A 20979-nucleotide genomic window follows, 5' to 3' on the forward strand; every position below is an offset into this window, starting at 1 on the left:
ACCCCGAGGGGGCCGTGCCCAGGCACGGCCCCCTTCTCGTCGTCCGCAGGCGGCTCGATTAACTCTAATGGTTGTTTCCGTATCGATTCCGCCGGGTAGCCCGCCTGCACAACTTGACCTCGCCGGCGAATAAGACCAACATTCGTTGGCGAAACCAGCAGGGTGTGGAGGTCGACGATGGCCAGCGAGCTTCAGCAGGCGAAACGTCCGGTCAGCGCGGCGCTGGCCGGGCCGTACGGGCACCCGTTCCACCCGATCCTGGTCACGGTGCCGATCGGCAGCTGGGTGGCGGCCCTGGTCTTCGACATCGCGTCGCGGTTCGTGGCCGGGCCCGGATTCCTGGCCGAGGGGTCGCTGTGGCTGATCGCCATCGGCGTGCTCGGCGCGCTGGCCGCGGCGATGATCGGCTTCCTGGACCTGTTCGCGATCCCGACCGGCACGCCGGCGTTTCGCACCGGGCTGGTGCACATGGCCCTGAACCTGGCGGTGACCGTCGGCTACGTCGGGAACTTCCTGTGGCGACGGGCGACCCTCGACGCCACGGGTCCGGTCCCGCTCGGGCCGCTGCTGCTGGCCGCGGTCTGCCTGATCGCCCTGGCCGTGTCCGGCTACCTCGGCGGCAAGCTCGCCTACCACTACGGCGTGCGCGTCGCCGACGAGGCCACGCAGGCCGACGGCTTCCGCCACTGACTCCCGATTTCCACCACGTCACAAGGAGAGAACCATCATGGCTGTCGCAGCCCTGATCACCTGGCTGCTCACCGCGGTCGGCGGCTTCGTCATGCTCGGCATGTGGATCGCCAAGGGTGGCCTGCGCGAGCCCCGAACCAGCCACTTCCCGCCCGCGGTGATCTTCGGACACTTCGCGCTGGCGGCGGTCGGCCTGGTCGTGTGGATCGTCTACCTGTTCGTCGACCGGCCGCTGCTCGCGTGGATCGCGCTGGTGCTGCTGGTCCCCGTGGCGCTGTTGGGCTTCGTCATGCTGGCGCGGTGGATCCCGGTCTACCGCGGCCGCGCGGCGGCGGCCGCCGGCGGCCCCGGCGCCAGCAGCGCGACCGAACACGGCCCGGCGGAGCGGTCCTTCCCGGTCGTCATCGTCGGCGGCCACGGCCTGCTCGCCGTGGTCACCGTCGTACTGGTGCTGCTGGCGGCCATCAACGCCTGACCCAGTTCGATCACGGCGCGGCCCTCACATCCGGGGGCCGCGCCGTGGCGCTACTCGCACGGGGTTGGCGGCAGCACGCCCCGGAGCTATGTTTGACACCACTGTCAAACATGGGAGGTGGCCATGCCGGACTCGGTCGAGCTGGTCGAGTCGTTCTGGGACCGGGTCTGGAACGCGCACGACCCGGACGCCGTCGACGACTTCGTGGTCGAGGACTTCGTCATCACCAACGCCGGCACCCGCATCGAGGGCCGGGAGAACTTCAAGGCCTGGATCCGCGCGTTCCTCGACCAGGTGCACGACCTCGAGCTGGAGGTCGTCGAGACGTTCCAGAACCAGGACGGCAGCCGGGTGGCGTCGCGATGGAAGGTCCACGGCCGCAACAACGGCGTGCTCGGGACCGAGCCGGACGGCCGCCGGATCTCCTTCAGCGGCACGGCGGTGTGGGAGATCGAGGACGGCAGGCTGGTGCACAACCACGTCGAGCGCGCCTCGTGGGAGCTGTACCAGCGCCTGACCACGGCCTGACCATGGCGGGTGTACGGCAGTTCGACGAGCGGGTGGCCCTCGGCCGCGCGCTCGAAGTGTTCGTCGAACGCGGCTTCCGGGCGACCTCGATGCTCGACCTCGCCGCCGGCACGGGCGTCCAGCGCGGCTCGCTCTACCACGCGTACGGCGGCAAGGAGGAGATCTTCCTGCGCGCCTTCGGCGAGCACACGGGACGGTTCCTCGCCGGGGCGGCGGCCGCCCTCGATCAGCCGACCAAGCGCGCCGCCCTGCTGGCGTTCTTCAACTACTGCATCGACACCTTCACCGCCGGCTCGCCGGCTCGCGGCTGCCTGTCGACCCGCACCGCCGTCGAGGCGGCGACCGAGTCGCCCAAGGCCGAGGCGGCCGTGCGTGCCCTGCTCGACCAGCTGGAGACCCTGGTCCACGACGCGTTGTCCACAGTGGACGACGGCGTCGAGTCCCCGGTGGACCTGCGCGCGGCGGCGCGCCTGGTCGTCACGACCACCCGCGGCCTGGCGGTGATGGAACGTGCCCAGTACGAGCCGGATGAGCTGCGCACGATCGCGGAAACCCTGGTGACGTCGTTGTTCGGGACCTAGTCGAGGTCCCGGAGCAGGCGGTGGATGGCGGTGACCTCGGCACTCATCTCGCGCATCCGGCCGTCGAGGTCGGCGAGCTGCTCGGACAGGTCACGGGTGGCGGACCGGCGGGCCCGGTTGCGCGCCAGCAGCGCGATCCACAGGGTCACGCTGCCGAGCACCGCGACCATGCACGCCACCGTTGCCGCCGTCTCTGCCATCGAAGTCCTCCACAATCGTCGTCGCCCGGCCGTTCGTTTCACGAACGGCCGAATGGGTCACGTTTTCCACGGGCGACCGTTCACTGCCACCGCCAGGAGGACCGTCAGCCTTCGCCGGCATGCGCGACTCTACGCAGGCGTGTTTTCTTCCCGTTATCGAGCGGATTTGCGTGACTTTTCAGGTGGCATACAGCACACTCGATACTCACGGTGACCTTGGATCGATACAGGGTTGCCTTACGTCATCACCGCAGCTCAGTGGCTTCCACGAAGAAATATCATGTTCGACTGGTGGTTGAACGGTGACGAACAGGTGACCGGTAGGTGCTGTCCGTGTTCGATGTGTTCGACGGAGCGTGCATATCTGGACACATGCGGTGAGTTCACCAGGTGTCACGCCCCAGTCCAGCCCAGCCATTCCTTTTCGTGCTTGACTGTGATCACCCGGATGAGTCGGGAACCAGGGGTGGGGACTCATGGGGAAACCGGGACAAAGTCGAATACCACGTTCGTGACCACTGGGGGGTCAATGAACCACTTGCACATCGGTGTGCTCGGAATGCTTCAGGCCGGCGTCGGCGACACGCCGATCGCCATCGGGGGGTCGAGGCAGCGCACCATCCTGGCGATGCTGGCCCTCGCCCCGGGCCAGGTCGTCTCCGTCGACGCGCTCGTCGAGGCGGTGTGGAACGGCCGCCCACCGGCCACCGGCCGCACCCAGGTGGCGATCTGCGTCGCCGCGCTGCGCAAGACCGTCAAGGCGACCGGCTTTCCCGATGACGTGATCATCACCAGCGCCCCCGGCTACCTGCTGCGGACCGACAACGTGCTGATCGACGCCGTCGAGTTCGCGGAGCTCACCGCCGCGGGCGAGACCGCCGCCGAGGCCGGCGACCTCGTGGAGGCGGCCAGATGCCTGGACGCTGCCCTGAAGTTGTGGCGGGGACCCGCGCTGACCGGCGTTTCCGGGCTGTCCGTGGAGATCGAGGCCGCGCGGCTGGAGGAGCTGCGGCTCACCGCGCACGAGAAGCACGCCGCGATCCGGCTGGATCTGGGACAGCACAACGACCTCATCGGCGAGCTGACCACACTGGTGCGCGAGCACCCGTTGCGGGAGCAGGCCCGGGCACAGCTCATGCTGGCCCAGTACCGGGCCGGCCGCCGCGCCGAGTCGCTGGCCACCTTCCGGGACGGGCAACGCCTGTCCATCAACGAGTTCGGCCTGGAGCTCGGGCCGGCGCTGCGCAAGATGCACGACGCGATCCTGCGTGACGACCCGATGCTGTCCGCCGCCGCGTCGAGACCGGCCCGCACGTCGGGTTCCCGGCTGCGCCAACGGGTTCGACCGGCGCAGCTGCCGGCGGACGTGCAGGGCTTCACCGGCCGTGCGGACGAGATCGCCGCACTGGACCGCATGGTCGACGACGCCGGGCTGACCATCGGCCTGATCACCGGTGGCGCCGGGGTCGGCAAGACGGGGCTGGCCGTGCACTGGGCGCACCGGGTCGCGGACGAGTTCCCGGACGGGCAACTGTTCGCCGACGTCAGCGCCGGCGCCAAGGCCGTGCTCGGCGGGTTCCTGCGGGCGCTCGGCGTACCCGACGACCTCATCCATGACGACGTCGAGGAGCGGGCGGCGCTCTACCGCAGCATCCTGCGCGACCGGCAAGCCCTTGTGGTGCTTGACAACGCAAGTTCGTTCGCCGAGATCCGCCCGCTGCTGCCCGGCAGCCCGCAGTGCCACGTGCTCGTCACCAGCCGAGGGCAGCTCTACGACCTGCTCGGCAAGCACGGCGCGCGGCAACTCCGGCTCGGCGCGCTGGCGCCGGCCGATGCCGTGTCGCTGCTGGGATCCGTCGCCGGAACCGACCGTGTCACCGCCGATCCCGCCGCCGCGCACCAGCTCGCCGAGCTCTGCGACCGGCTGCCGCTCGTGCTCCGCACCGCGGGGGCGCGGCTGGCCGCCAAGCCGCACTGGTCGGTGCGACACCTGCTGGACAAGGTCGCCGACGAGGCGCACCGGCTCGACGAGCTCAGCGGCGCCGAGCACGACCTGCGCGCCGGCTTCGCCGCCAGTTGCCGGGAATTAACTGAGCCGGAGGCGGCCCTGTTCCGCCGGCTCGGGCTGCTCACCGTGCCCGAGGTGTCGGTGTGGATCGGCGCCGCGCTGCTGGACACCACCGCCAACCGCGCGGAGAAGCACATGGAGCGGCTGGTCGACCTGCAGCTGCTCGACGTCGTCGGCACCGACGCGACCGGCGGCGTGCGCTACCGGCAGCCGGAGCTGATTCGCCTGTACGCCAGGGAACTCTGTGAGGAGCACGACAGCCGACAGGTCCGGGTCGGGGCGTGCGAACGGGTGTTCTCCGGCTGGTTGTCGATGGCCGTCGACGGTCGCCGCAGCACCGGCTTCGACGGGCAGCGGCTGGAGGAACTGCTCCGCGACCCCAGCACGCTGTTCGACGTGCCCGCCGACGCCATCCCCAGCCTGCGGGCCTACTGACTACCAGGCCACGGGTAGGGCCCGGACGCCCCGCATCAACTGACCGGTACGCCATTCGATGTCCTCGGCGGGCACCGCGAGGCGCAGGCTCGGCAGCCGTCGGACGAGCGTTGCCAGCACGACGCGCAGTTCGAGCCTCGCCAGCGGTGCCCCGAGGCAGTGGTGGACGCCGAAACCGAACGTCAGGTGGCGGTTCACGCCGCGGCCGAAGTCGAGCTCCTCGGCGTGGGGAAACGCCTTGTCGTCCCGGTTGGCCGAGTCCAGCTGGACGAGCACCGCGTCGCCGGCGCGGATCACCTGGCCGCCGATCTCCACGTCCTCCTTGGCGATCCGCGGCAGATCCGCGACGGCGGCCAGCGGCGTGAACCGCAGCAGTTCCTCGATCGCCGACGGGACCAGCTCCGGCCGTTCCACCAGTGTCCGCCAGCGATCTGCTGAGGACAGGAGCTGGAAGGCGAAGCTGCCGATCTGGTTGGCGGTCGTCTCGTGGCCGCCGGCCAGCAACGCGATGCCGAGCATCAGCAGTTCGTTGTCGGAGAGCCGGTCCCCCTCGTCGCGGGCGGCGACCAGCGCGGTCAGCAGGTCGTCGCCGGGCTGCTGTTGTCGTTGTGCGATCAACGAATTCAGCAGGCCCGCCAGGTGGTCGCGGGCCGCGACCACCTCCTCCCGCGTGACGCCCACCGCCACAATGGTTTCCGTGCACCGGCGGACCAGTCCACGTTCTCCGAGCGGGACGCCGAGCAGTTCGCAGATCACCTGGACCGGCAGCTCCCACGCCACCGTCTCGGCGAGATCGGCCGGCGGGCCGGCCGACGTCAACCGGTCGACCAGCCCGTCCACGATCTGCTGCACCCGGGGCTGCAGCAGATCGACCCGCCGTGCGGTGAAGGCCTTCGCCACCAGGGTTCGGATCCGGCCGTGTTCCGGCGGGTCCATGGCCAGCAGGTTGCCCACCGGCTCGAAGCCCGGCCGCGACCGCGGCACGTCCGCCCCGGCCGCGGCGGCGCGCGAAAACCTCGGGTCGGCGAACACGAGCTTGGCCTGCTCGTACCGCGTGACCAGCCACGCGTCTCCGCCGTACGGCATCGTCACACGCACCGGCGCGTCGCTCCGTCGCAGCTCGGCGAACCGCTCGTGCAGGTCCAGCGCCACCGCCGGGCCGAAGGGGTAAGGGAGGGACATCGGCGACCCCCTGACAGTCGGTGACCTGGTTCGCCACCGTACTGGAGCGGACGCCGGGGTCGTATCCGCCGAGTCAGCGGCGGGTGGCGGTGATGTGCCAGATCGGCAGCAGCGACCGGCCCCGTCCGTCGTCGACGGCGAGCTCCATGGCGGCGTCGGGCACGAGATCCCGCAGCGCGTCCGGAGCCATGTTGGTGGTGTAGCGGCGAACCTCCATGCCGTCGATGTCCCAGTGCTCGCCGATGTCCCGGCGCAGGCTGGCCTCGTCGAGGCTGCCGGGCATGGGAAACGCGCCGGCGACGAAGTCCGGGAAGCACAGCACGTGCAGCCGCGCGCCGGGGGCACTGACGCGGTGCGCGGCGGCGAGATACGCCTGGCGGTCCGCGTCGCTGAGGCAGTGCATCATGGCGCTGTCGAGCACCGTGTTGTAGCCGCCCTCGACGCCGTCGAGCACGGTGGCGTCGGCGACCCGGAAGTCGACGTCCAGACCACGGTCGGCGGCCTTCGCGCGGGCCTGCTCGATCGCGGAGCCGGCGATGTCGACGGCCGTCACCTCGAAACCCCGCTCGGCCAGCAACAACGCGTTGTCCCCGACCCAGCAGCCGCAGTCCAGCACCGGGCCGCGGATCTCCCCCTGGTCGGCGAGTTCGACGATCATCGGCTGCGGCTCGTCCAGCTGCCACGGGGCGACCTCCAGCCGGGGCCCGTCCTGGCCGAGGTCCGCGCCCCCACCCCCGTGCAGCGCGTCGAAGTCCATCAACCCGTGATCAGTCATCGATCCTCCAGCCCATCGGTGGACGTGCCTGGCACCGCCAGAGGCTAGCCAGGTGCGGCCGGCCGGCAGCGGGCCTCGTGGCCGGACTGCCCGTTGCGGCAACGAAAGGAGCCCGGCCGTGCCATGCCAGAGCCACGGTCGATCGGGCAATTCCGACCACCTATGGGTCCACAGTGGACTACTCGGACACCGCGCCCGGCCTACCAGCAGGTCACGCCGCGACCTTTCCGACCCCCTGATCACCGCGTCCGCAGCGGATCCCGCCGGCCGACCGGCAGCACGCTGTCGACGATCCGGTCGATGTCCTGTGGTGTCGGCGGGTTTCCCGTCAGCAGGCATGCCTGCATGATCAGCGCGGGTCCGGTCTGGACGGCCATCGGCGTCAGCGTGCCGGGTTCGATCTCGCCGGTCTCCTCGGCATGCCCGAGGATCGACTCGATCACCAGGAGCCGGGGCCGGACGATGGCCTCGACGAAAGCCTGGCGCAGCACCGGATCGCCGAGCAGGCCGGCGATCACCGGCAGGCCGGGGAACGACGTCTCACCGGCGAGCAGCTGGCACAGCACGGTGAACACGGCCCGCAGGTTCTCGCGCGCCGGGATCTGCGGGTCGAAACCGGGCAGCGCGGGCAGAGCGTGCCGCAGGGCGTCGAGCACCAGCGCCTGCCGGGTCGACCAGCGCCGGTACACCGCCGCCTTGCCGGTGCGGGCGCGGGCGGCGACACCCTCCATGGTCAGCCGGCCGTAGCCGACCTCGGCCAGCTCGTCGAGCGTCGCCTCGTAGAGGGCGTGTTCCAGCTCGGCGCCGCGGCGGCGGGAGCGGGTGGTGTCGGCGGTGGAGCTCACCACCCGATAGTAGACGTTGACGTTCCTAATACCCAGGACTACGCTCCGTCATAGTGAACGTTTCCGTCTACTAAACTGGGGTGACGAACGTGACCGATCAGAAGCTGATGGATTTCGACGCGCTCTACCAGGGGCAGAGCGTGACCTTCGGGGGCGGCGACCAGCGGCTGGACACCATTCCGTGGCGGTTGGACGGCCCGCAGCCGGTCATCGTCGAGCTCGCCGACGCCGGCGAGTTCACCGGCCCGATCCTGGAGAGCGGCTGCGGTCTCGGCGACAACGCGCTGTTCCTGGCCGAGCGGGGCTACGAGATCACCGCCTTCGACGCCGCGCCGACGGTGATCGAGCAGGACCGGGCCAAGGCGGCGGAGCGCGGGCTGAAGGTCGACTTCACCGTCGCGGACGCGACCACGCTGGACGGCATCGAGGGCGGATTCAACACGGCGCTCGACTCGGCGATGATGCACTGCCTCACCGACGAGCAGCGGCGGGCCTACCTCGCCGCGCTGCACGGCGTCTGCAATCCGGGCGCCAAGCTGCACATCCTGTGCTTCCCCGACATCGCCGAGGCCCTGTTCCCTATGCCCGGCCACACCGACGAGGCCAGCCTGCGCCGGGACATCGGCCAGCACTGGCGGGTCGACCGCATGCGGATGCGGGGATACAGCACCAGCTTCACCCGCGAGCAGTGGGCCGCGGTGATGCCGCCGGCCGCGGCCGCGTTCCTGCCCGACCCGGGTTCCGCCGACGGTGTGGATGACCAGGGCCGGGTGCTGCTGCCGGTGTGGCAGATCCGGGCGGTTCGGGACTAGCGGTTCGTCCGCGGCGTGGCACACCGACCTGGCCGTCCTCACCGGCCGAGAGACCGAGGCCTCCGCCTCGTCGCCCACGACATGAGCAATACTCAGGTCGCCGAACGGCTCGTGCTCAGCTCCGCGACACCAGCCTGCCTTCGCTGACCCGGTGCGTCTCGTGCAGGCGCGCCAGCCGGTCGGCGTCGGCGAGGAGGTCCTCGTCGACGTCGATCTCGTGCAGCACCTGGCCCTTCTGCGCGACGATCCGCCCCACCGGCCCGTCGCCCGGGTCGTGGACGGGGGCGATGCCGATCAGGCGGCCCTCGGTGTCGGACAGCACGGCGATCTTCATGGTCTGGCCCTCCCTCTCAGCGGAGCTGGCTGATGAGCAGGCGGTAGCCGCAGCCGTTGCGCGAGGTCAGGCGCGTGGTGTAGTGCTTGCCGCCGTTTCCGTCCTGGTAGAAGCCGTTGCTGACGGTCGTGACGTCGCCGCCGGCCGTCACGATCGACGGCGGCATGGCGACCGCGAGGATGGCCGGCGCGAACGTGACGTCCGGCCAGCCGAAGTCCCAGGTGACGTCGCCACCCGGGTAGATGTACGCCCCGTTGATCCCGTTCGGATCGGGCAGGAACCACTGATTCATGCCCGTACCATCGGCCGAACGCGCCAACCGTTCCGGGCATTCGCGACAGACCCCCCGATCGGGCCAGGGGTGTCATGGCCGCTGCCGGGCGCGGACGAACTCGATGGCGCTGTCGACCGCGTAGCGGAGGCAGGTGGTCGGTGGCCTCCCCGGTCTGGCGGACCCGCAGCGCTGTGCTGTCGACGCCCATCAGCCGGGCCGATGCCGGCCGGGTCACCCATGGTGACAGCCAGCCGTGGAAGGGTCATGTCGTGCTCCGGGTGAGCGCGGAGGCGGCGGTGATGAGCATGTCCGGGCCGCCGAAGCCGCCCGCTTTCGTGATCACGGGATGGCGGCGCGGGCCGGTCAGCGTGCCCAGCATGATCCCCGGCGCGACCGTGCCCGCGGCGCGGATGCCGGTGGCGCCGAGGGCCACCGCCAGCTCACGGGCCGTGTCGCCCCCGCTGAGCACAAACCCGAGGTCTGGCACGGCATCCGCGCACCTGACGCCGAGGATTGCCAGCCTGTGCAGGTGGCGTTCGGCGCTGGGGATCTCGGGCGTGGCCACGGCAACGGTCGTCGCGGTGTCGAACTGGCGGGCCACCCGGTCCGCGTCGAGGGTGGTCAGCACCGGCACCCCGCTGCTCTCCAGCTTCGCCAGTTGCTCACGGGTCGTCGGGTGTAGGCTTCCCACCAGCACCAACGCTTTCCGTGCCGCCGGCAGCTCACCTCGGCTGCCTCGGATGGGATGGAGCGCCTCCCACAGTCCGGGGCTGCCACACAGCACGACTTCGCTCAGGTGTCCCCTGATGGCCGCCGCGATCCGGTCCAGGTCGGCGGCGCTGGAGGCGTCGACCACCAGCGCCCGCGGTCCACTGGAATCCGCCAGCGCGGCGACGATCGCCCTCTCGTCCGGGGCGAGTTGGATGACCTGCATTCCCTGTCGTGCCAACGGTTTCAGCACCGACGAGTCGGTAACCGGTCGTACCGGATCCCGTCCCGCTGGTCCAATGTGGACCGGCACGCCGTCGGCCAGCTGATGCCCGTTGACGGTCACGCGGTCATAGGCCGGGCAGGCCGGCGCGACCACCGCCACCGACCGTCCGGACGCCCTCAGCACCGCCGCCAGCTCCGCCGCCCAGTTGCCCCGCAGCGAGCTGTCCATGGTCTTGTAGATGCCCGGGGCCCGCAGCTGTTTCGTCGCCCGCTCGTGCCGCGCGGCCGCCTCCGCCTCCGGCAGCCACCGGCTGTCCAGGTCCACGCACGGCCAGGCGTCCCCGCTCTCCCCCACGTCCAGCCGGACCGATGCCGGCCGACCTGCGTCGGCGAGGTGGCCCGCTGCCTCCGCCGCGCTGGTCAGGTCGTCGGCCAGGACGACGAACCGAGTGCTTTCCACGTCTCCAGTCTCGCCTACCGGCTTCAGCGCAACGGCGGCAGCAGCGACGCCGCCGCAGCCGTGGCCACACCGGAGGCGACGCCAGCCCACGCGACCGGGCCGAGGGGCGTGCACCCGAAGAACTGGCTCACCCCCGGCGTCTGCACGACAACGCCCAACGCGGCGGCGGAGCCGACGGCCGTGCCGACCACCAGCGGGCTGCGCCACCGGCCACGCAGCGTCTGCGCCAGCTGCGAGCCCACGAGCCCGCACAACGCCATCGTGCTGGTCCGGCGCTGCGTGCCGGGCGTGAGCCGCCCGGCCAGCCAGGCGGTCGTCGCGCCGATGCCGGTGGTGATGCCGCGGTTGCGGATGTCCCGGGTCAGCTGCGCCCCCATGGCCGACGCCGAGCCGTCGACGTCGGGGCGGGTGACCGCAACGGCCATCGCCGGGAACAGGTCGGTCATCAGGTTGACCAGCAGGAACTGCCGGGTGCTCAGCGGTGGTGCGCCGCCGACCAGCGCGGCCAGGACGGAGAAGCCGACCTCGCCCGCGTTGCCGCCGACGAGGATCGTGACGGCGTCGGACACGCTGCGCCACAGCGCCCGCCCCTCGGCGACGGCCTCCAGCAGCACCGTCACGTTGTCCTCGGTGAGCGCGATGTCGGCGGCCGTCCGAGCCGCCATCGACGCCTTCGCGCGGACGCCGATGCCGACGTTGGCGGCCCGGATCGCCGCCGCGTCGTTGGCGCCGTCGCCGACCATCGCGGTCACCCGCCCGGCGGCGCGCAGCGCCTCCACGACCTGGAGCTTCTGTTCGGGCGCCACCCGTGCGATCACACCGGCGTCGGCCAGCAGCTCGGTCCGGCCGGACCGGTCGCGGCGGGCCAGATCCTCGCCGGTGACGACCTTCGTGTCCTCGGGCCAGCCCAAGGCCACGGCGATCGCCCGTGCGGTGTTGGGGTGGTCGCCGGTCAGCATCACCGGCGCCACGCCCGCCTCGCGCAGCCCGGTCACCAGATCCGCCGCCCCTTCACGCGGCGTGTCGGCCAACCCGAGGAATCCCAGCAGCCGCAGGTGCTCCAAAGGGCCGTCCAGCGCCGGCTGCTCGTCGTCGGCCAGGATCCGACCGGCCACGGCGATGACCCGCAGTCCCTCGTCGGCCATGGCCTCGCCGACGTCCCCGCACCCGGTGTCACACGCCCGCAGCACCACCTCCGGTGCGCCCTTGACCAGCAACCACGTCGTGCCGTCGCCGTCCCGGCCGATGGTCGCCGAATAGCCGCGGCTGGCTTCGAACGGCAACCCGGAAAGCTGCTCCCAACCGGACTCCGGCCCGACAGCGTCCACAATGGCCTGATCGGTGACGTGCACCTGCCGCTTGCCGTTGTGCGGCAAGGCACGGACGGCGGCGGTCAACACCGGCATGGCGTCGCCGAGCTCCTCGACCCTGGCCACCCGCAGCCGGTTCTCGGTGAGCGTGCCGGTTTTGTCGAAGCAGACGGTGTCCAGCCGCCCCAACGCCTCCAGCGCCCGTGGGCTGCGCACCAGAATGCCCTTCTCCGACAGCCGCCGCGCCGCCGCGGACTGCGCCAGCGTGGCCACCAACGGCAGCCCTTCCGGCACGGCCGCCACGGCGATCGCCACGCCGCCGGCGACCGCGTTCCGCATCGGCGTGCCCCGGATCGCGGACAGCGCCGTGACCAGCGCGCCGCCGCCCAGCGTCAACGGGAGGGCGTTGCGGGTCAGTTCGTGCAGCCGCGCCTGGATACCCTCCGACGGCGGCGTGCGTGAGGCGAGGTTGACCGCGCGGCCCGACACCGTGTCGTCGCCGGTCGCCACCACCACGGCCGTCGCCTCGCCGCTGACCACGCTCGTGCCGGCGAACACCATGCAGTGCCGCTCGGCCGGTGGCGCGTCCGGCGTCGGCTCGATCTGCTTGCCGACCGGCAGGGATTCCCCGGTCAGCGCGGATTCGTCCATCTCCAGGTCGGTGAGCCGGAGCAGTCGCGCGTCGGCCGGCACGACGTCGCCGACGCGCAGCGAGATCGTGTCGCCGGGGGCGAGTTCGCGGGCGTCGATCGTGACGGTGTCGCCGTCGTCCCGCACCCGCCGGGCCTGCTGCCGCTCGTCCTCGTGCAGCTTGGCCAGTGCGATGCGGCCGCGGAACCGTTGCACACCACCGACAAACGCGTTCAGGCCCGTCGCCGCCGCGACCAGCACCGCGTCCACCGGCGAGCCGACGACGGCCGACGCCAGCGCGCCGAGCACCAGCACGGGCGTGAGCGGGTCGTCCAGTTCGGCGATCACGTCAGTGGCCAGGCCGACGCCGTGCCGTGCGGGCGCGAAGACCGGCAGCCTCGCTGCGGCGGCGATCGCGGCCCGGCCTCGATCCAGCGCCGTCGGCTCGGACACGGTCCGGCTGAGCCGTTCCACGGCCTCGTCGGCCGTCAATGCGTGCCACGCGACCCGCTCCCGGCCCGCGGGCGGCGGTGCGACGCCCGCCCAGAGCGCCGCGCCGCCGCCGAGGAGCATGCCGCTGAGCTCGCTGAGGAACAGCGGATGCACCAGGCCGCGCCGCTCGGATCGGTTGCCGGCCAACAACATCAGGCCGTTGAGCAACGCACTGCCGGTGGCCAGCGCCGTCGCGCGCTTGCTGTTGGCCCGCGCGGCGCCGGCCGCCCGGAGCACCCGCCAGACGCCCGGTAGCCCGTGCTGGACGATCAGGTCGGCGCCCCACAGCACCGGCGTGTCCTTGTCCGTCACGGCCACGCATACGTCGCCGGCCAGCAGCCCGGCAAAGCTGTCCGGCCGGCCCACGGTGAGCACGACGCCGCCCTCGCTCCGTAGCCGCAGCACCAAGTCCTCGAACGACTCGTCCTCCACCACGTCGTCGGCGAGCGCGGCGAACTCCCCCAGGTCGTCGGTCGCCCCGGCGATGACCACCCGCAGCTCGGCCTGCCGCGCCGCGTCCAGCACCGCCTCGGCGTGCGGGTCCAGCTCGCCCCGGTGATGCAGCGCCCCGGCGTGCAGCACGACGGTGTCCACGGCATCGAGCGCCCGCAGCCGGTCGGCGTCCCGCACCAGCACGCCCTGACCGGCCAGGGCCGTGCCCAGGACCATGTGGAAGACGCTGTGCGTGTAGCGCGCGGAGACTGGTGACGCTGCGATGACCGCCCGCGCCGCCTCGTCGAGGTCCCGGCGCAGGATCAGCGACGCCAACGCGCCGAGCACGCCGCTGTCCACGGCACCGGTCGCGTAGTCCTCGACGGGCGTCCGCTGCCGTCGGATGTCCGGCACCGCTCCCAGACTCGGCCGGTCCGGCGAGCACAGCGAGTCGTGGGCCGCGTCGAACGCGGCGGCCCGCGCCACCGCCTCCACCAGCTGGCCGGAGTGCAGCAGCAGGTCGAACACCAGCTGGCCGGGCGTCTGCCCCAACCCGCGGGCGGCCGCGTTCGCCGCCGCCCGGGCCAGCTCCGCCTGGGGCCAGCCGAACCGCTCGTTCAGCATCGCCCTGGCCGCCGGGTGCTCACGCAGCGCCGTCACCGCAGCCTGCACCACCTTGTGCGCGCGGGGCGCCCGGATGACCCGGGTACCGACCGCCACCGCGAGGCCCACTCCGTCCAGCGCCACCGTCGCCGCGGCCGTCCGTACCGGGGTCGTGTCGCCGGGGTGGGACAGCACGGGGTGGTCGGGGTCCGGGGCATGTTCCGTCGCCGCAAGGCCGTGGTGCTCGGTCCGTTCCCCGACCCACTCCAGGACCCCGTCGCATGCGGCCTCCTCCACCAGCCACACGATCAGGCAGGCCAGGCCGTCGTCCCACCGCGCCTCGGCCACGTCCGGGTGCTCGGCCAGCAGCTCCGCCAACTCCTCGGCCTTTGCCGTCCGCCCCGCGACCCTTCGCAGCGGCACGTGCAGGCGTCGCCCCGCCCGCCACGGCGCCGGCCGGGCCGCCGTGGCGTTGCGGACCACTCTCGTCGCCAGCACCGCGGCCTCCGCCACCTGCCGCGTGCGACCCAGGACCTCGCCGGCTACCGGCCGCACCAGCACAGCCGGCGTCAGCGCGACGGCCAGACCGACCTTGGACAGTGTGCGCAGCCCCTCGAACACAGGCTCAACGTGCCCAGAAACCCGCCGTTGAAACCCGGTCCCCGGGCCGTGTCAGTCCGAAATCAGGTGAAACGCCGGATACTCCGGCATGTCCGGCGTGAGCCAGCCGGGCAGTTCGCGGACCTCCCAGCCCCACGGCTGCCACTGCACGTTCGTGGGCTGAGCACCCGTCACAATGTGCTCGGCCAACGCCTTCTTGGCATCGTCCGGGTGCAGGTAGGCCGACCGCGGCCAGTAGATCAGCGGATCGTCGTCCCCGCTGTCCGGCAGCAGGGGCGCGTCGGCAAAAGGATGCGGGTTCAGGCTGCGCTCGGCGGTGCCGGTCCACGACAACGCTATGTAACCGCTCACCGGCGCCACTATGAACTCCACCCCGTCCTTGGCGTCAGGACGCCCGATGACAGCGTGGTTCCACCACTCCGGGTCGTCGTCCACGGCACACAGCTCGGTCAGCAAGTCGGCCACTTCGGCAGGGCTGGGCTGGTGGAGCACGCGGTCACCAGTGCGGTAGTACCGCCGACCGACGCGCCTCAAGACCTCAATGTCCGCCATCGTCAGCCCTCCTTGCCGCGCCCATGATCACGAACGGCTCTGCCACGCCGCGACGCCACACCCGCATGCTGTATCCGATGGGCAGAATAGCCGCGACGGCCTGCGCGCACCCCGGCGGCTTCCTGGCGACGCCTGGCGCGTAGTCGTCGCCGCAGACGAAGTCCCGGTTGGTCACCACGTCCACGAACTGCTTGCCGTTGGCCGCCGCCCACACCGCGGCCTTCGTCTCCGCGTGCGTCGCCGCACGCCGAACAGCGGTCCGCTCAGCCTGGTTCGTCGCCGCATCCCCGGCCGTGCCCACGTCACCGTTGGCAATCATGGTCTCGGCCACGACCCTGGCGGCAGCGGTCAGCTCGGTATCCACGCCGCTGTTGACCTGCCAGTCCTGCCCGGCCGCATCGAACACCAACGCTTCGGTGGAATGGCCTTCCTTCCATTCCGTGAGCTGCGCGCCGACCTGGGCTGCCCATTCCCAATCGCGCTGGTCGACCGGTGGCGGCGGAATGTTCGTCGGATGTGTCCGCCCAGCAACCGGCGACCGGGCCGCCCGCGCCCCTGACGGCACGGACGTCCCGTCCGCGCTGCGTATCCGTTCAACGAAATCAGTCAGCCTTCCGGCAATGCTGCCGAGCAGACAGGCCACGTCGTCGGCGCGTTCCGCCGCCATGGCCATACCGGCCAGCGCCTGCCCGGCCTCCGGAGCACTGTGCCCTGCCAGGACATCCGCCAACACGCTGTACGCACCGCCGAACTCCTGCTGCGCATCGGCGACGCCGCGGACGGCGCCGTCGACAAGCCCGGCGACGCTGCCCAGCGCCGACAAGACCTCGCCCACATTCGCCACGGATCCCCCACGTCACCCCGGCGAGCACGAGTTACGAGCGTCTCACACGAAAGAGATGGTGCGGAACTGGAACGACGACAGCGGCAGGCCGCGGTCGGGGATGAATCCGGTGACCTTGCTGCTGTACGCGTCGACCTGGTTCTTGAAGCCCCACACGATGTATCCGCCGCGGTCGTACTCGATCTGCTGCGCGTCCTGGAGCAGCCGGGTGCGGCGGGCGGGGTCGAGTTCGGCGCGGGCGCTGCGGATGACGGAGTTGAAGGCGGGGTCGTTCCAGTGGCATTCGTTGTACGGAGCATTGGGCAGCGAACCCTGGGCGACCTGGGGCAGGTAATTCCGCGTGTACCAATAGTCCTGGGCGAAGGTCCACCCCAGATATTGCTTGCCGTAGAACATTCCGCTGTCGACGGGCCGCACTCGGACATTGATCCCGGCGGCATGGGCCTGTTGGGCGAACAACAAGGCGGCGGTGACGGCGGAGGAGTCGACGGCGGTGGAGGTGAACAGTTCGAGCTGCAGGTTGGAGTGGCCGGCGCTGCGCAGCAGGGACTTGGCCTGGTCGAGATCCTGTTGCCGCTGCGGCAACTGCTTGGCGTAGGCGACGTCGAACGGCGCGTACAGGTCGTTGCCGATCCGGCCCTGGCCGTTGAGGGCCTGGCTGACGAGCTGCCCCCGGTCGGCGACGAGCCGCAGCGCCTGGCGGACCCGGGCGTCGGCGAACGGCGCGGTGTCGACCCGCATGGTGAACGGCGTCCAGTTGCCGGTCTCGGACACCAGCACGTTGGCGCCGGCGGCCTTCACGGTGGCCATCCGCTCCGCCGGCAGGTTGTCGATGGCCTCCACGTCCCCGCCGAGCAGCGCCTCCAGCTGCGGCTCGGCCCCGGGGAAGTCGATGATCACCAGCTCGTCCACGTACGGCTGGTCGCCGCGCCAGTAGCCGGTGAAGCGCGGGAAGGAGCTGCGGTCCCCCGGCGTGAACGAGCCGAACCGGAACGGCCCGGTGCCGACGGGTTTCGCGGGGTCGAAGCCGACCGGCACCATCCCGTTGTAGTACTGGGCGAGCTCGTCCTGGAACTGCGCGTACGGCTGCGTCAGCGGGATCCGCAGCGTCCGGGAGTCCAGCTTCCTCAGGCCGGCCAGGTCGATGATGCTCAGCGCCGCCGCCCCGTTGCCCTTGACGTCCACGATGCGCTTGAACGTGAAAATCACGTCGTCGACGTCGAATCGCTTGCCGTTGTGGAATTCCACGCCGTCACGCAGCCGCAGCGTCCACACGCTGCCATGGTCGGACGGCTCGATCGACTCGGCCAGCACGGGCTGGATGTTGTACGCCGCGTCGTGCAGGAACAGCGGCTCGTACAGGTTGGACACCCGCGCCTGGTCGGTGTACGTCGGCGGGTGGTGCGGGTCGAGACTGTCCGCCGTGCTGCCGCCGGCGATCCCCACCCGCAGCACGCCGCCGTGCTTGCTGGGCCCGAGCGCCGCCGCGCTGACCGACCGGCTGTCCTGGTCGGCGGAGCAGCCGGCGACCGCGCCGAGGCCGAGCAAGCCGCCGGCGCGCAGGAAATCCCGTCGGGAAACCGTCACGAGACCGCAGTCCGCAGGGTCCGTAACGCCGCGATGTCGCCGGGCGGGCCGGGCTTGGGCCGTCCCAGCAGGTAGCCCTGCGCCTGGTCGCAGCCCAGCGCCCGCAGCATCTCGAACTGGGCGGGCTCCTCGACGCCCTCGGCGATGGTGGTGAGCCCGAGGGCCTGGCCCAGGCGGATCACCGCCGTGACGATCTCCCGGTCGGACGGATCCGTGACCAGTCCGGCGACGAACGACCGGTCGATCTTGACGAAGCTGACCGGCAGCCGCTTGAGGTACGTCAGCGACGAGTAGCCGGTGCCGAAGTCGTCGATGCCCAGCCCGACGCCCAGTTCCCGGATCCGCTCCAGCTGGCGCAGCGTCGCCGCGTCGGCCTCCATCAGCACGGTCTCGGTGAGCTCCAGCGTCAGGCCCGACGGTTCCAAACCGGTTTCCGCCAGCGCGCGCTCGATGGTCGCGGCCAGGTCCGGCCGGTTCGCCTGCCGCGCCGACAGGTTGACCGCGGTGCGCAGCCCCGCCGGCGCGGCCCCGGTCTTCCGCCACGTCACGAGCTGCCGGCAGGCCTGCTCCAGCACGGACGTCCCGATCGGCACGATCAGCCCGCTGTCCTCGGCGACCTGGATGAACGTGTCCGGCGCGAGCAGCCCGCGGTCGGGGTCGTCCAGCCGCACCAGCGACTCCACCGCCACGGTGTCGCCGGTGTCCATGTCGACGACGGGCTGGAAGTGCAGCACGAAGCGGTCGTCGCGCAGGCCCTGCCGCAGCGCCGAGGCGATGGCGATCCGGTCGACGGCGCGTTCCTGCAGGCCGGCGTCGAAGATCTCGCACCGGTTCTTGCCGCGGGTCTTCGCCCCGTACATGGCGGCGTCGGCCTCGCGCAGCAGGTCCTCCGGCGCGGGGTTGTGCCCGTTGGCCAGGGCGATGCCGACGCTGGCCGTGACGACCACCTCGAACGTCCCGACCACCACCGGCTCGGACAGCACGCCGGCCAGCCGCTCGGAGATCTCGACGACGTTCTGCTCGGTGGCCAGATCCTGGCACAGCACCACGAACTCGTCGCCGCCGAGCCGGGCGACGGTGTCCAGCGGACGGATGTTGTCCTGCAGCCGGCGGCCGACCTCGGTCAGCACCTCGTCGCCGACGTCGTGCCCGAGGCTGTCGTTGACGTCCTTGAAGCCGTCCAGGTCGATGAACAGCACGGCGGTCAGCTCGGGATGGCGGTCGGCCCGGGCCAGCACCTGTCGCAGCCGGTCCATCAGCAGCGTCCGGTTGGGCAGGCCGGTGAGCGGGTCGTGCAGGGCCTGCCGCACCAGCCGGGCCTCGGCCTCGCGCCGCTCGGTGACGTCCTCGACCTGCGTGACGAAGTACGGGGACTCGCCGTTCTCGGAGTGGATCGTGCAGACGGTCACCTGGGCCCACACGGTCCGGCCGTCGGACCGCAGGTAGCGCTTCTCCAGGCGGTGCGGCGCGGAGTAGCCGTCCTTCGCGACCGCCACGGTCGCCACGGTCGCCGAGAGGTCGTCAGGGTGCGTGACGTCGGCGATCCGCAACGCCAGCAGCTCGTCCTCGGGGCGGCCGAGCATCTCGCACAGCGCCCGGTTGACCTGGGTGAACCGGCCGTCGATGTCGACCAGGCACATGCCGATGGACGCGTGGTCGAACGCCTTCTGGAACCGCTCCTTGGCCTCCCGCAGCGCGGCCTCGGCGGCGCGCTGCGCCGTGACGTCGATGCCGGTGGCGATCACGTGCGTGACGGCGGCGGACTCGTCCACCAGCGCCGTGTTGGACCAGGCGATCCGCCGCTGCTCGCCGGCCTTCGTCAGCCATGGGCACTCGAAGTTGTGCGGGAACTTCGACGGCTGCAGGTCGTCGAACTGCTCCTCGATGCAGGGCCGGTCCTCCGGCAGCAGGAACAGCTCCCAACACAGCTTGCCGACGACGTCGTCGGCGGCGTAGCCGGTGGTGAGCTCGCAGGCCCGGTTGAAGCGGACGATGCGGCCGTCCTTGTCGATCACCAGCACGAGACTGCCGGCGATCTCCAGCACGGCGTCGACGAAGTCGCGCTCGGACCGCAGCGTCCGCTCCGCGCGCTGCTGCTCCTCCACCATCTGCTGGAGCTGCTCGGCCATGCCGTTGAACGCGGTCGCCATCACGCCGATCTCGTCCCGGCTGCGCACTCGCGCCCGGCCGGTCAGGTCGCCGCCGGCGAGCGACGCCGCGACCCGCGAGACGGTGCCGACGTCCGTGGTGATCCGGCGCGACTGCCAGACCACGAGCAGCACGGTGACGGCGAGGACCGCCAGCACCGCGGCGAGGGCCAGCTGCCGGCCCATCGAGTCCATGTCGATCCGGGCCTGCAGCATCACGCCTTCACGCTGGGACAGCGCCGTCGACAGCGCCGACACCGCGCCGATGGCCTGGTCCACGGCGTGGCTCAGGGCCGGCCGCGAGAGCTGGAGCTGGGCCGCCTGCACGAAGTCCTGCGTGATCATCGTGCCGAGGTTGGCGACGTCCAGGTAGGTGGAGGTCAGCAGCGGGCCGAGCGCGTTCTGCACGGCGCGGGCCTCCGCGCTGCCGCCGCCGTCCTGGAAGATGGTGAACAGGTCCTCCTGCAGGCCGTCCGCGTCGGACGTCAGCGTGGCCACGGTGGCCGCGACGCCCGTCCGGTCCGGCAGCGTGACGCGCCCGTCGGCGACCAGCCCGTCCACGGTGTCGCCGACGGACCTGGTGTGGTCGATGATCGCGGGCGCGCGCACCGCCAGCGCGTCGGCGATGTGATAAGGGCTCAGTTCCGGGTCGAGCACGAGGTTGGACGTGACGCCGACGTAGGAGATCAGCGTGCGCACGTCGGTCACCAGCTGCGAGTGGAAGGCGTCGTCGGTGCCGGGGTCGTGGCGGCCGGACTCCCAGGTGTGCCAGTTCTTCGCCAGCGTCGCCGGCAGGATGTTGGCGTTGAGGTTCGCGCCCGTCGTCCGCAGGTCGCTGCCCACCTGGGCGTCGACCGCCGCCAGCGCGGCGAAGTCGGCGTCGACCTTGGTGCGGGCCGCCTCCACCTGCTCCGGCGTGGCCTGCCCGGCGGCGGCGAGCCGGTCCAGCGTCTTGTCGGCCGTGAGGTCGATCAGCAACGTCTCGAGCGGTCGCAGGTAGTCCAGGCCGCGCAGCTCGTTCCGGCTGAACTCGATGCGCTGGCCGTTGTTGACCATGAGCAGATATGTCGAGGTCACCAGGGGTAATGTGAACGCCAGTCCGATCAGCGCAAGTCTGTGCCAGACACGCGGCCGCCACCAGGTCGGGCGGGCACCGCGCGGACCGGGAC

General features: G+C 71.4%; 18 protein-coding genes. 6 read left to right on the top strand and 12 right to left on the bottom strand.

Annotated elements, in window-relative coordinates:
- Positions 1-177: 177 nt before the first annotated feature.
- From BJ998_RS40900 to BJ998_RS40915, 4 genes are all read left to right on the top strand, one after another.
- A complete protein-coding gene (locus tag BJ998_RS40900) occupies positions 178-690 on the top strand; it encodes a DUF2231 domain-containing protein (RefSeq protein ID WP_184869499.1) in 513 nt (170 codons plus the stop codon).
- 37 nt (positions 691-727) lie between these two features.
- On the top strand, positions 728-1165 hold the full coding sequence (locus BJ998_RS40905; protein ID WP_184869500.1) for a hypothetical protein: 438 nt from the start codon (positions 728-730) through the stop codon (positions 1163-1165).
- 123 nt (positions 1166-1288) lie between these two features.
- On the top strand, positions 1289-1693 hold the full coding sequence (locus tag BJ998_RS40910) for an ester cyclase (protein ID WP_184869501.1): 405 nt from the start codon (positions 1289-1291) through the stop codon (positions 1691-1693).
- A 2-nt stretch (positions 1694-1695) separates the two neighbouring features.
- Positions 1696-2274, top strand: a complete 579-nt coding sequence (locus tag BJ998_RS40915) for a TetR/AcrR family transcriptional regulator (protein WP_184869502.1) — start codon at positions 1696-1698, stop codon at positions 2272-2274.
- On the opposite strand, the gene BJ998_RS40920 is transcribed toward BJ998_RS40915, so the two are convergent.
- Entirely contained in the window at positions 2271-2474 is a 204-nt protein-coding gene (locus BJ998_RS40920) for a hypothetical protein (protein WP_184869503.1), read from the bottom strand. The genes BJ998_RS40915 and BJ998_RS40920 overlap by 4 nt on opposite strands.
- A gap of 529 nt (positions 2475-3003) precedes the next feature.
- Between BJ998_RS40920 and BJ998_RS40925 the strand changes: the two genes are divergently transcribed.
- A complete protein-coding gene (locus BJ998_RS40925; RefSeq protein ID WP_184869504.1) occupies positions 3004-4977 on the top strand; it encodes an AfsR/SARP family transcriptional regulator in 1974 nt (657 codons plus the stop codon).
- Here the strand turns inward: BJ998_RS40925 and BJ998_RS40930 are convergent, their stop codons facing one another.
- The 3 genes from BJ998_RS40930 to BJ998_RS48210 all read right to left on the bottom strand — a co-directional run bounded on the left by BJ998_RS40930 (position 4978) and on the right by BJ998_RS48210 (position 7779).
- Positions 4978-6159, bottom strand: coding sequence for a cytochrome P450 (locus BJ998_RS40930; RefSeq protein ID WP_184869505.1), 1182 nt, complete (start codon positions 6157-6159; stop codon positions 4978-4980). It abuts the gene before it with no gap.
- A gap of 73 nt (positions 6160-6232) precedes the next feature.
- Positions 6233-6934 (bottom strand): class I SAM-dependent methyltransferase, encoded by a 702-nt coding sequence (locus tag BJ998_RS40935; protein WP_184869506.1) that lies wholly within the window; start codon positions 6932-6934, stop codon positions 6233-6235.
- Positions 6935-7173: 239 nt separating this feature from the next.
- Positions 7174-7779 (bottom strand): TetR/AcrR family transcriptional regulator, encoded by a 606-nt coding sequence (locus BJ998_RS48210; protein WP_312890631.1) that lies wholly within the window; start codon positions 7777-7779, stop codon positions 7174-7176.
- Positions 7780-7868: 89 nt separating this feature from the next.
- Between BJ998_RS48210 and BJ998_RS40945 the strand changes: the two genes are divergently transcribed.
- Positions 7869-8591: a class I SAM-dependent methyltransferase gene (locus tag BJ998_RS40945; protein ID WP_221339548.1), complete on the top strand. Its 723-nt coding sequence runs from the start codon at positions 7869-7871 to the stop codon at positions 8589-8591.
- A gap of 115 nt (positions 8592-8706) precedes the next feature.
- Here BJ998_RS40945 and BJ998_RS40950 read toward each other — a convergent pair whose 3' ends face one another.
- From BJ998_RS40950 to BJ998_RS40985, 8 genes are all read right to left on the bottom strand, one after another.
- Positions 8707-8925 carry a hypothetical protein gene (locus BJ998_RS40950; protein ID WP_184869508.1) on the bottom strand — a complete coding sequence of 73 codons (219 nt, stop codon included), beginning with the start codon at positions 8923-8925 and terminating at the stop codon, positions 8707-8709.
- Positions 8926-8941: 16 nt separating this feature from the next.
- On the bottom strand, positions 8942-9217 hold the full coding sequence (locus BJ998_RS40955) for a hypothetical protein (protein ID WP_184869509.1): 276 nt from the start codon (positions 9215-9217) through the stop codon (positions 8942-8944).
- Between the two features lie 244 nt (positions 9218-9461).
- On the bottom strand, positions 9462-10592 hold the full coding sequence (locus BJ998_RS40960) for a four-carbon acid sugar kinase family protein (RefSeq protein WP_184869510.1): 1131 nt from the start codon (positions 10590-10592) through the stop codon (positions 9462-9464).
- Between the two features lie 23 nt (positions 10593-10615).
- Positions 10616-14680, bottom strand: a complete 4065-nt coding sequence (locus BJ998_RS40965; protein WP_184869511.1) for a cation-translocating P-type ATPase — start codon at positions 14678-14680, stop codon at positions 10616-10618.
- A gap of 51 nt (positions 14681-14731) precedes the next feature.
- Positions 14732-15145, bottom strand: coding sequence for a hypothetical protein (locus BJ998_RS40970; RefSeq protein WP_184869512.1), 414 nt, complete (start codon positions 15143-15145; stop codon positions 14732-14734).
- A 73-nt stretch (positions 15146-15218) separates the two neighbouring features.
- Entirely contained in the window at positions 15219-16067 is an 849-nt protein-coding gene (locus BJ998_RS49445) for a DddA-like double-stranded DNA deaminase toxin (RefSeq protein WP_184869513.1), read from the bottom strand.
- Positions 16068-16118: 51 nt separating this feature from the next.
- Positions 16119-17663: an ABC transporter substrate-binding protein gene (locus BJ998_RS40980; RefSeq protein WP_184869514.1), complete on the bottom strand. Its 1545-nt coding sequence runs from the start codon at positions 17661-17663 to the stop codon at positions 16119-16121.
- Complete coding sequence (locus tag BJ998_RS40985) at positions 17660-20887, bottom strand: EAL domain-containing protein (protein ID WP_184869515.1); 3228 nt, start codon at positions 20885-20887, stop codon at positions 17660-17662. Before BJ998_RS40985 ends, BJ998_RS40980 begins: the two co-directional genes overlap by 4 nt.
- Between the last annotated feature and the right edge of the window lie 92 nt (positions 20888-20979).

Source organism: Kutzneria kofuensis (assembly GCF_014203355.1).
In the GTDB taxonomy this organism is placed as follows: domain Bacteria; phylum Actinomycetota; class Actinomycetes; order Mycobacteriales; family Pseudonocardiaceae; genus Kutzneria; species Kutzneria kofuensis.

Bases quoted from the DNA above. Each gene is read 5' to 3' on its own strand.
- BJ998_RS40935 (WP_184869506.1), bottom strand. From the start codon at position 6,934: ATGACTGATCACGGGTTGATGGACTTCGACGCGCTGCACGGGGGTGGG.
- BJ998_RS40955 (WP_184869509.1), bottom strand. From the start codon at position 9,217: ATGAATCAGTGGTTCCTGCCCGATCCGAACGGGATCAACGGGGCGTAC.
- BJ998_RS40920 (WP_184869503.1), bottom strand. From the start codon at position 2,474: ATGGCAGAGACGGCGGCAACGGTGGCGTGCATGGTCGCGGTGCTCGGC.
- BJ998_RS40950 (WP_184869508.1), bottom strand. From the start codon at position 8,925: ATGAAGATCGCCGTGCTGTCCGACACCGAGGGCCGCCTGATCGGCATC.
- BJ998_RS40915 (WP_184869502.1), top strand. From the start codon at position 1,696: ATGGCGGGTGTACGGCAGTTCGACGAGCGGGTGGCCCTCGGCCGCGCG.
- BJ998_RS40905 (WP_184869500.1), top strand. From the start codon at position 728: ATGGCTGTCGCAGCCCTGATCACCTGGCTGCTCACCGCGGTCGGCGGC.
- BJ998_RS40900 (WP_184869499.1), top strand. From the start codon at position 178: ATGGCCAGCGAGCTTCAGCAGGCGAAACGTCCGGTCAGCGCGGCGCTG.
- BJ998_RS40930 (WP_184869505.1), bottom strand. From the start codon at position 6,159: ATGTCCCTCCCTTACCCCTTCGGCCCGGCGGTGGCGCTGGACCTGCAC.
- BJ998_RS40910 (WP_184869501.1), top strand. From the start codon at position 1,289: ATGCCGGACTCGGTCGAGCTGGTCGAGTCGTTCTGGGACCGGGTCTGG.
- BJ998_RS40925 (WP_184869504.1), top strand. From the start codon at position 3,004: ATGAACCACTTGCACATCGGTGTGCTCGGAATGCTTCAGGCCGGCGTC.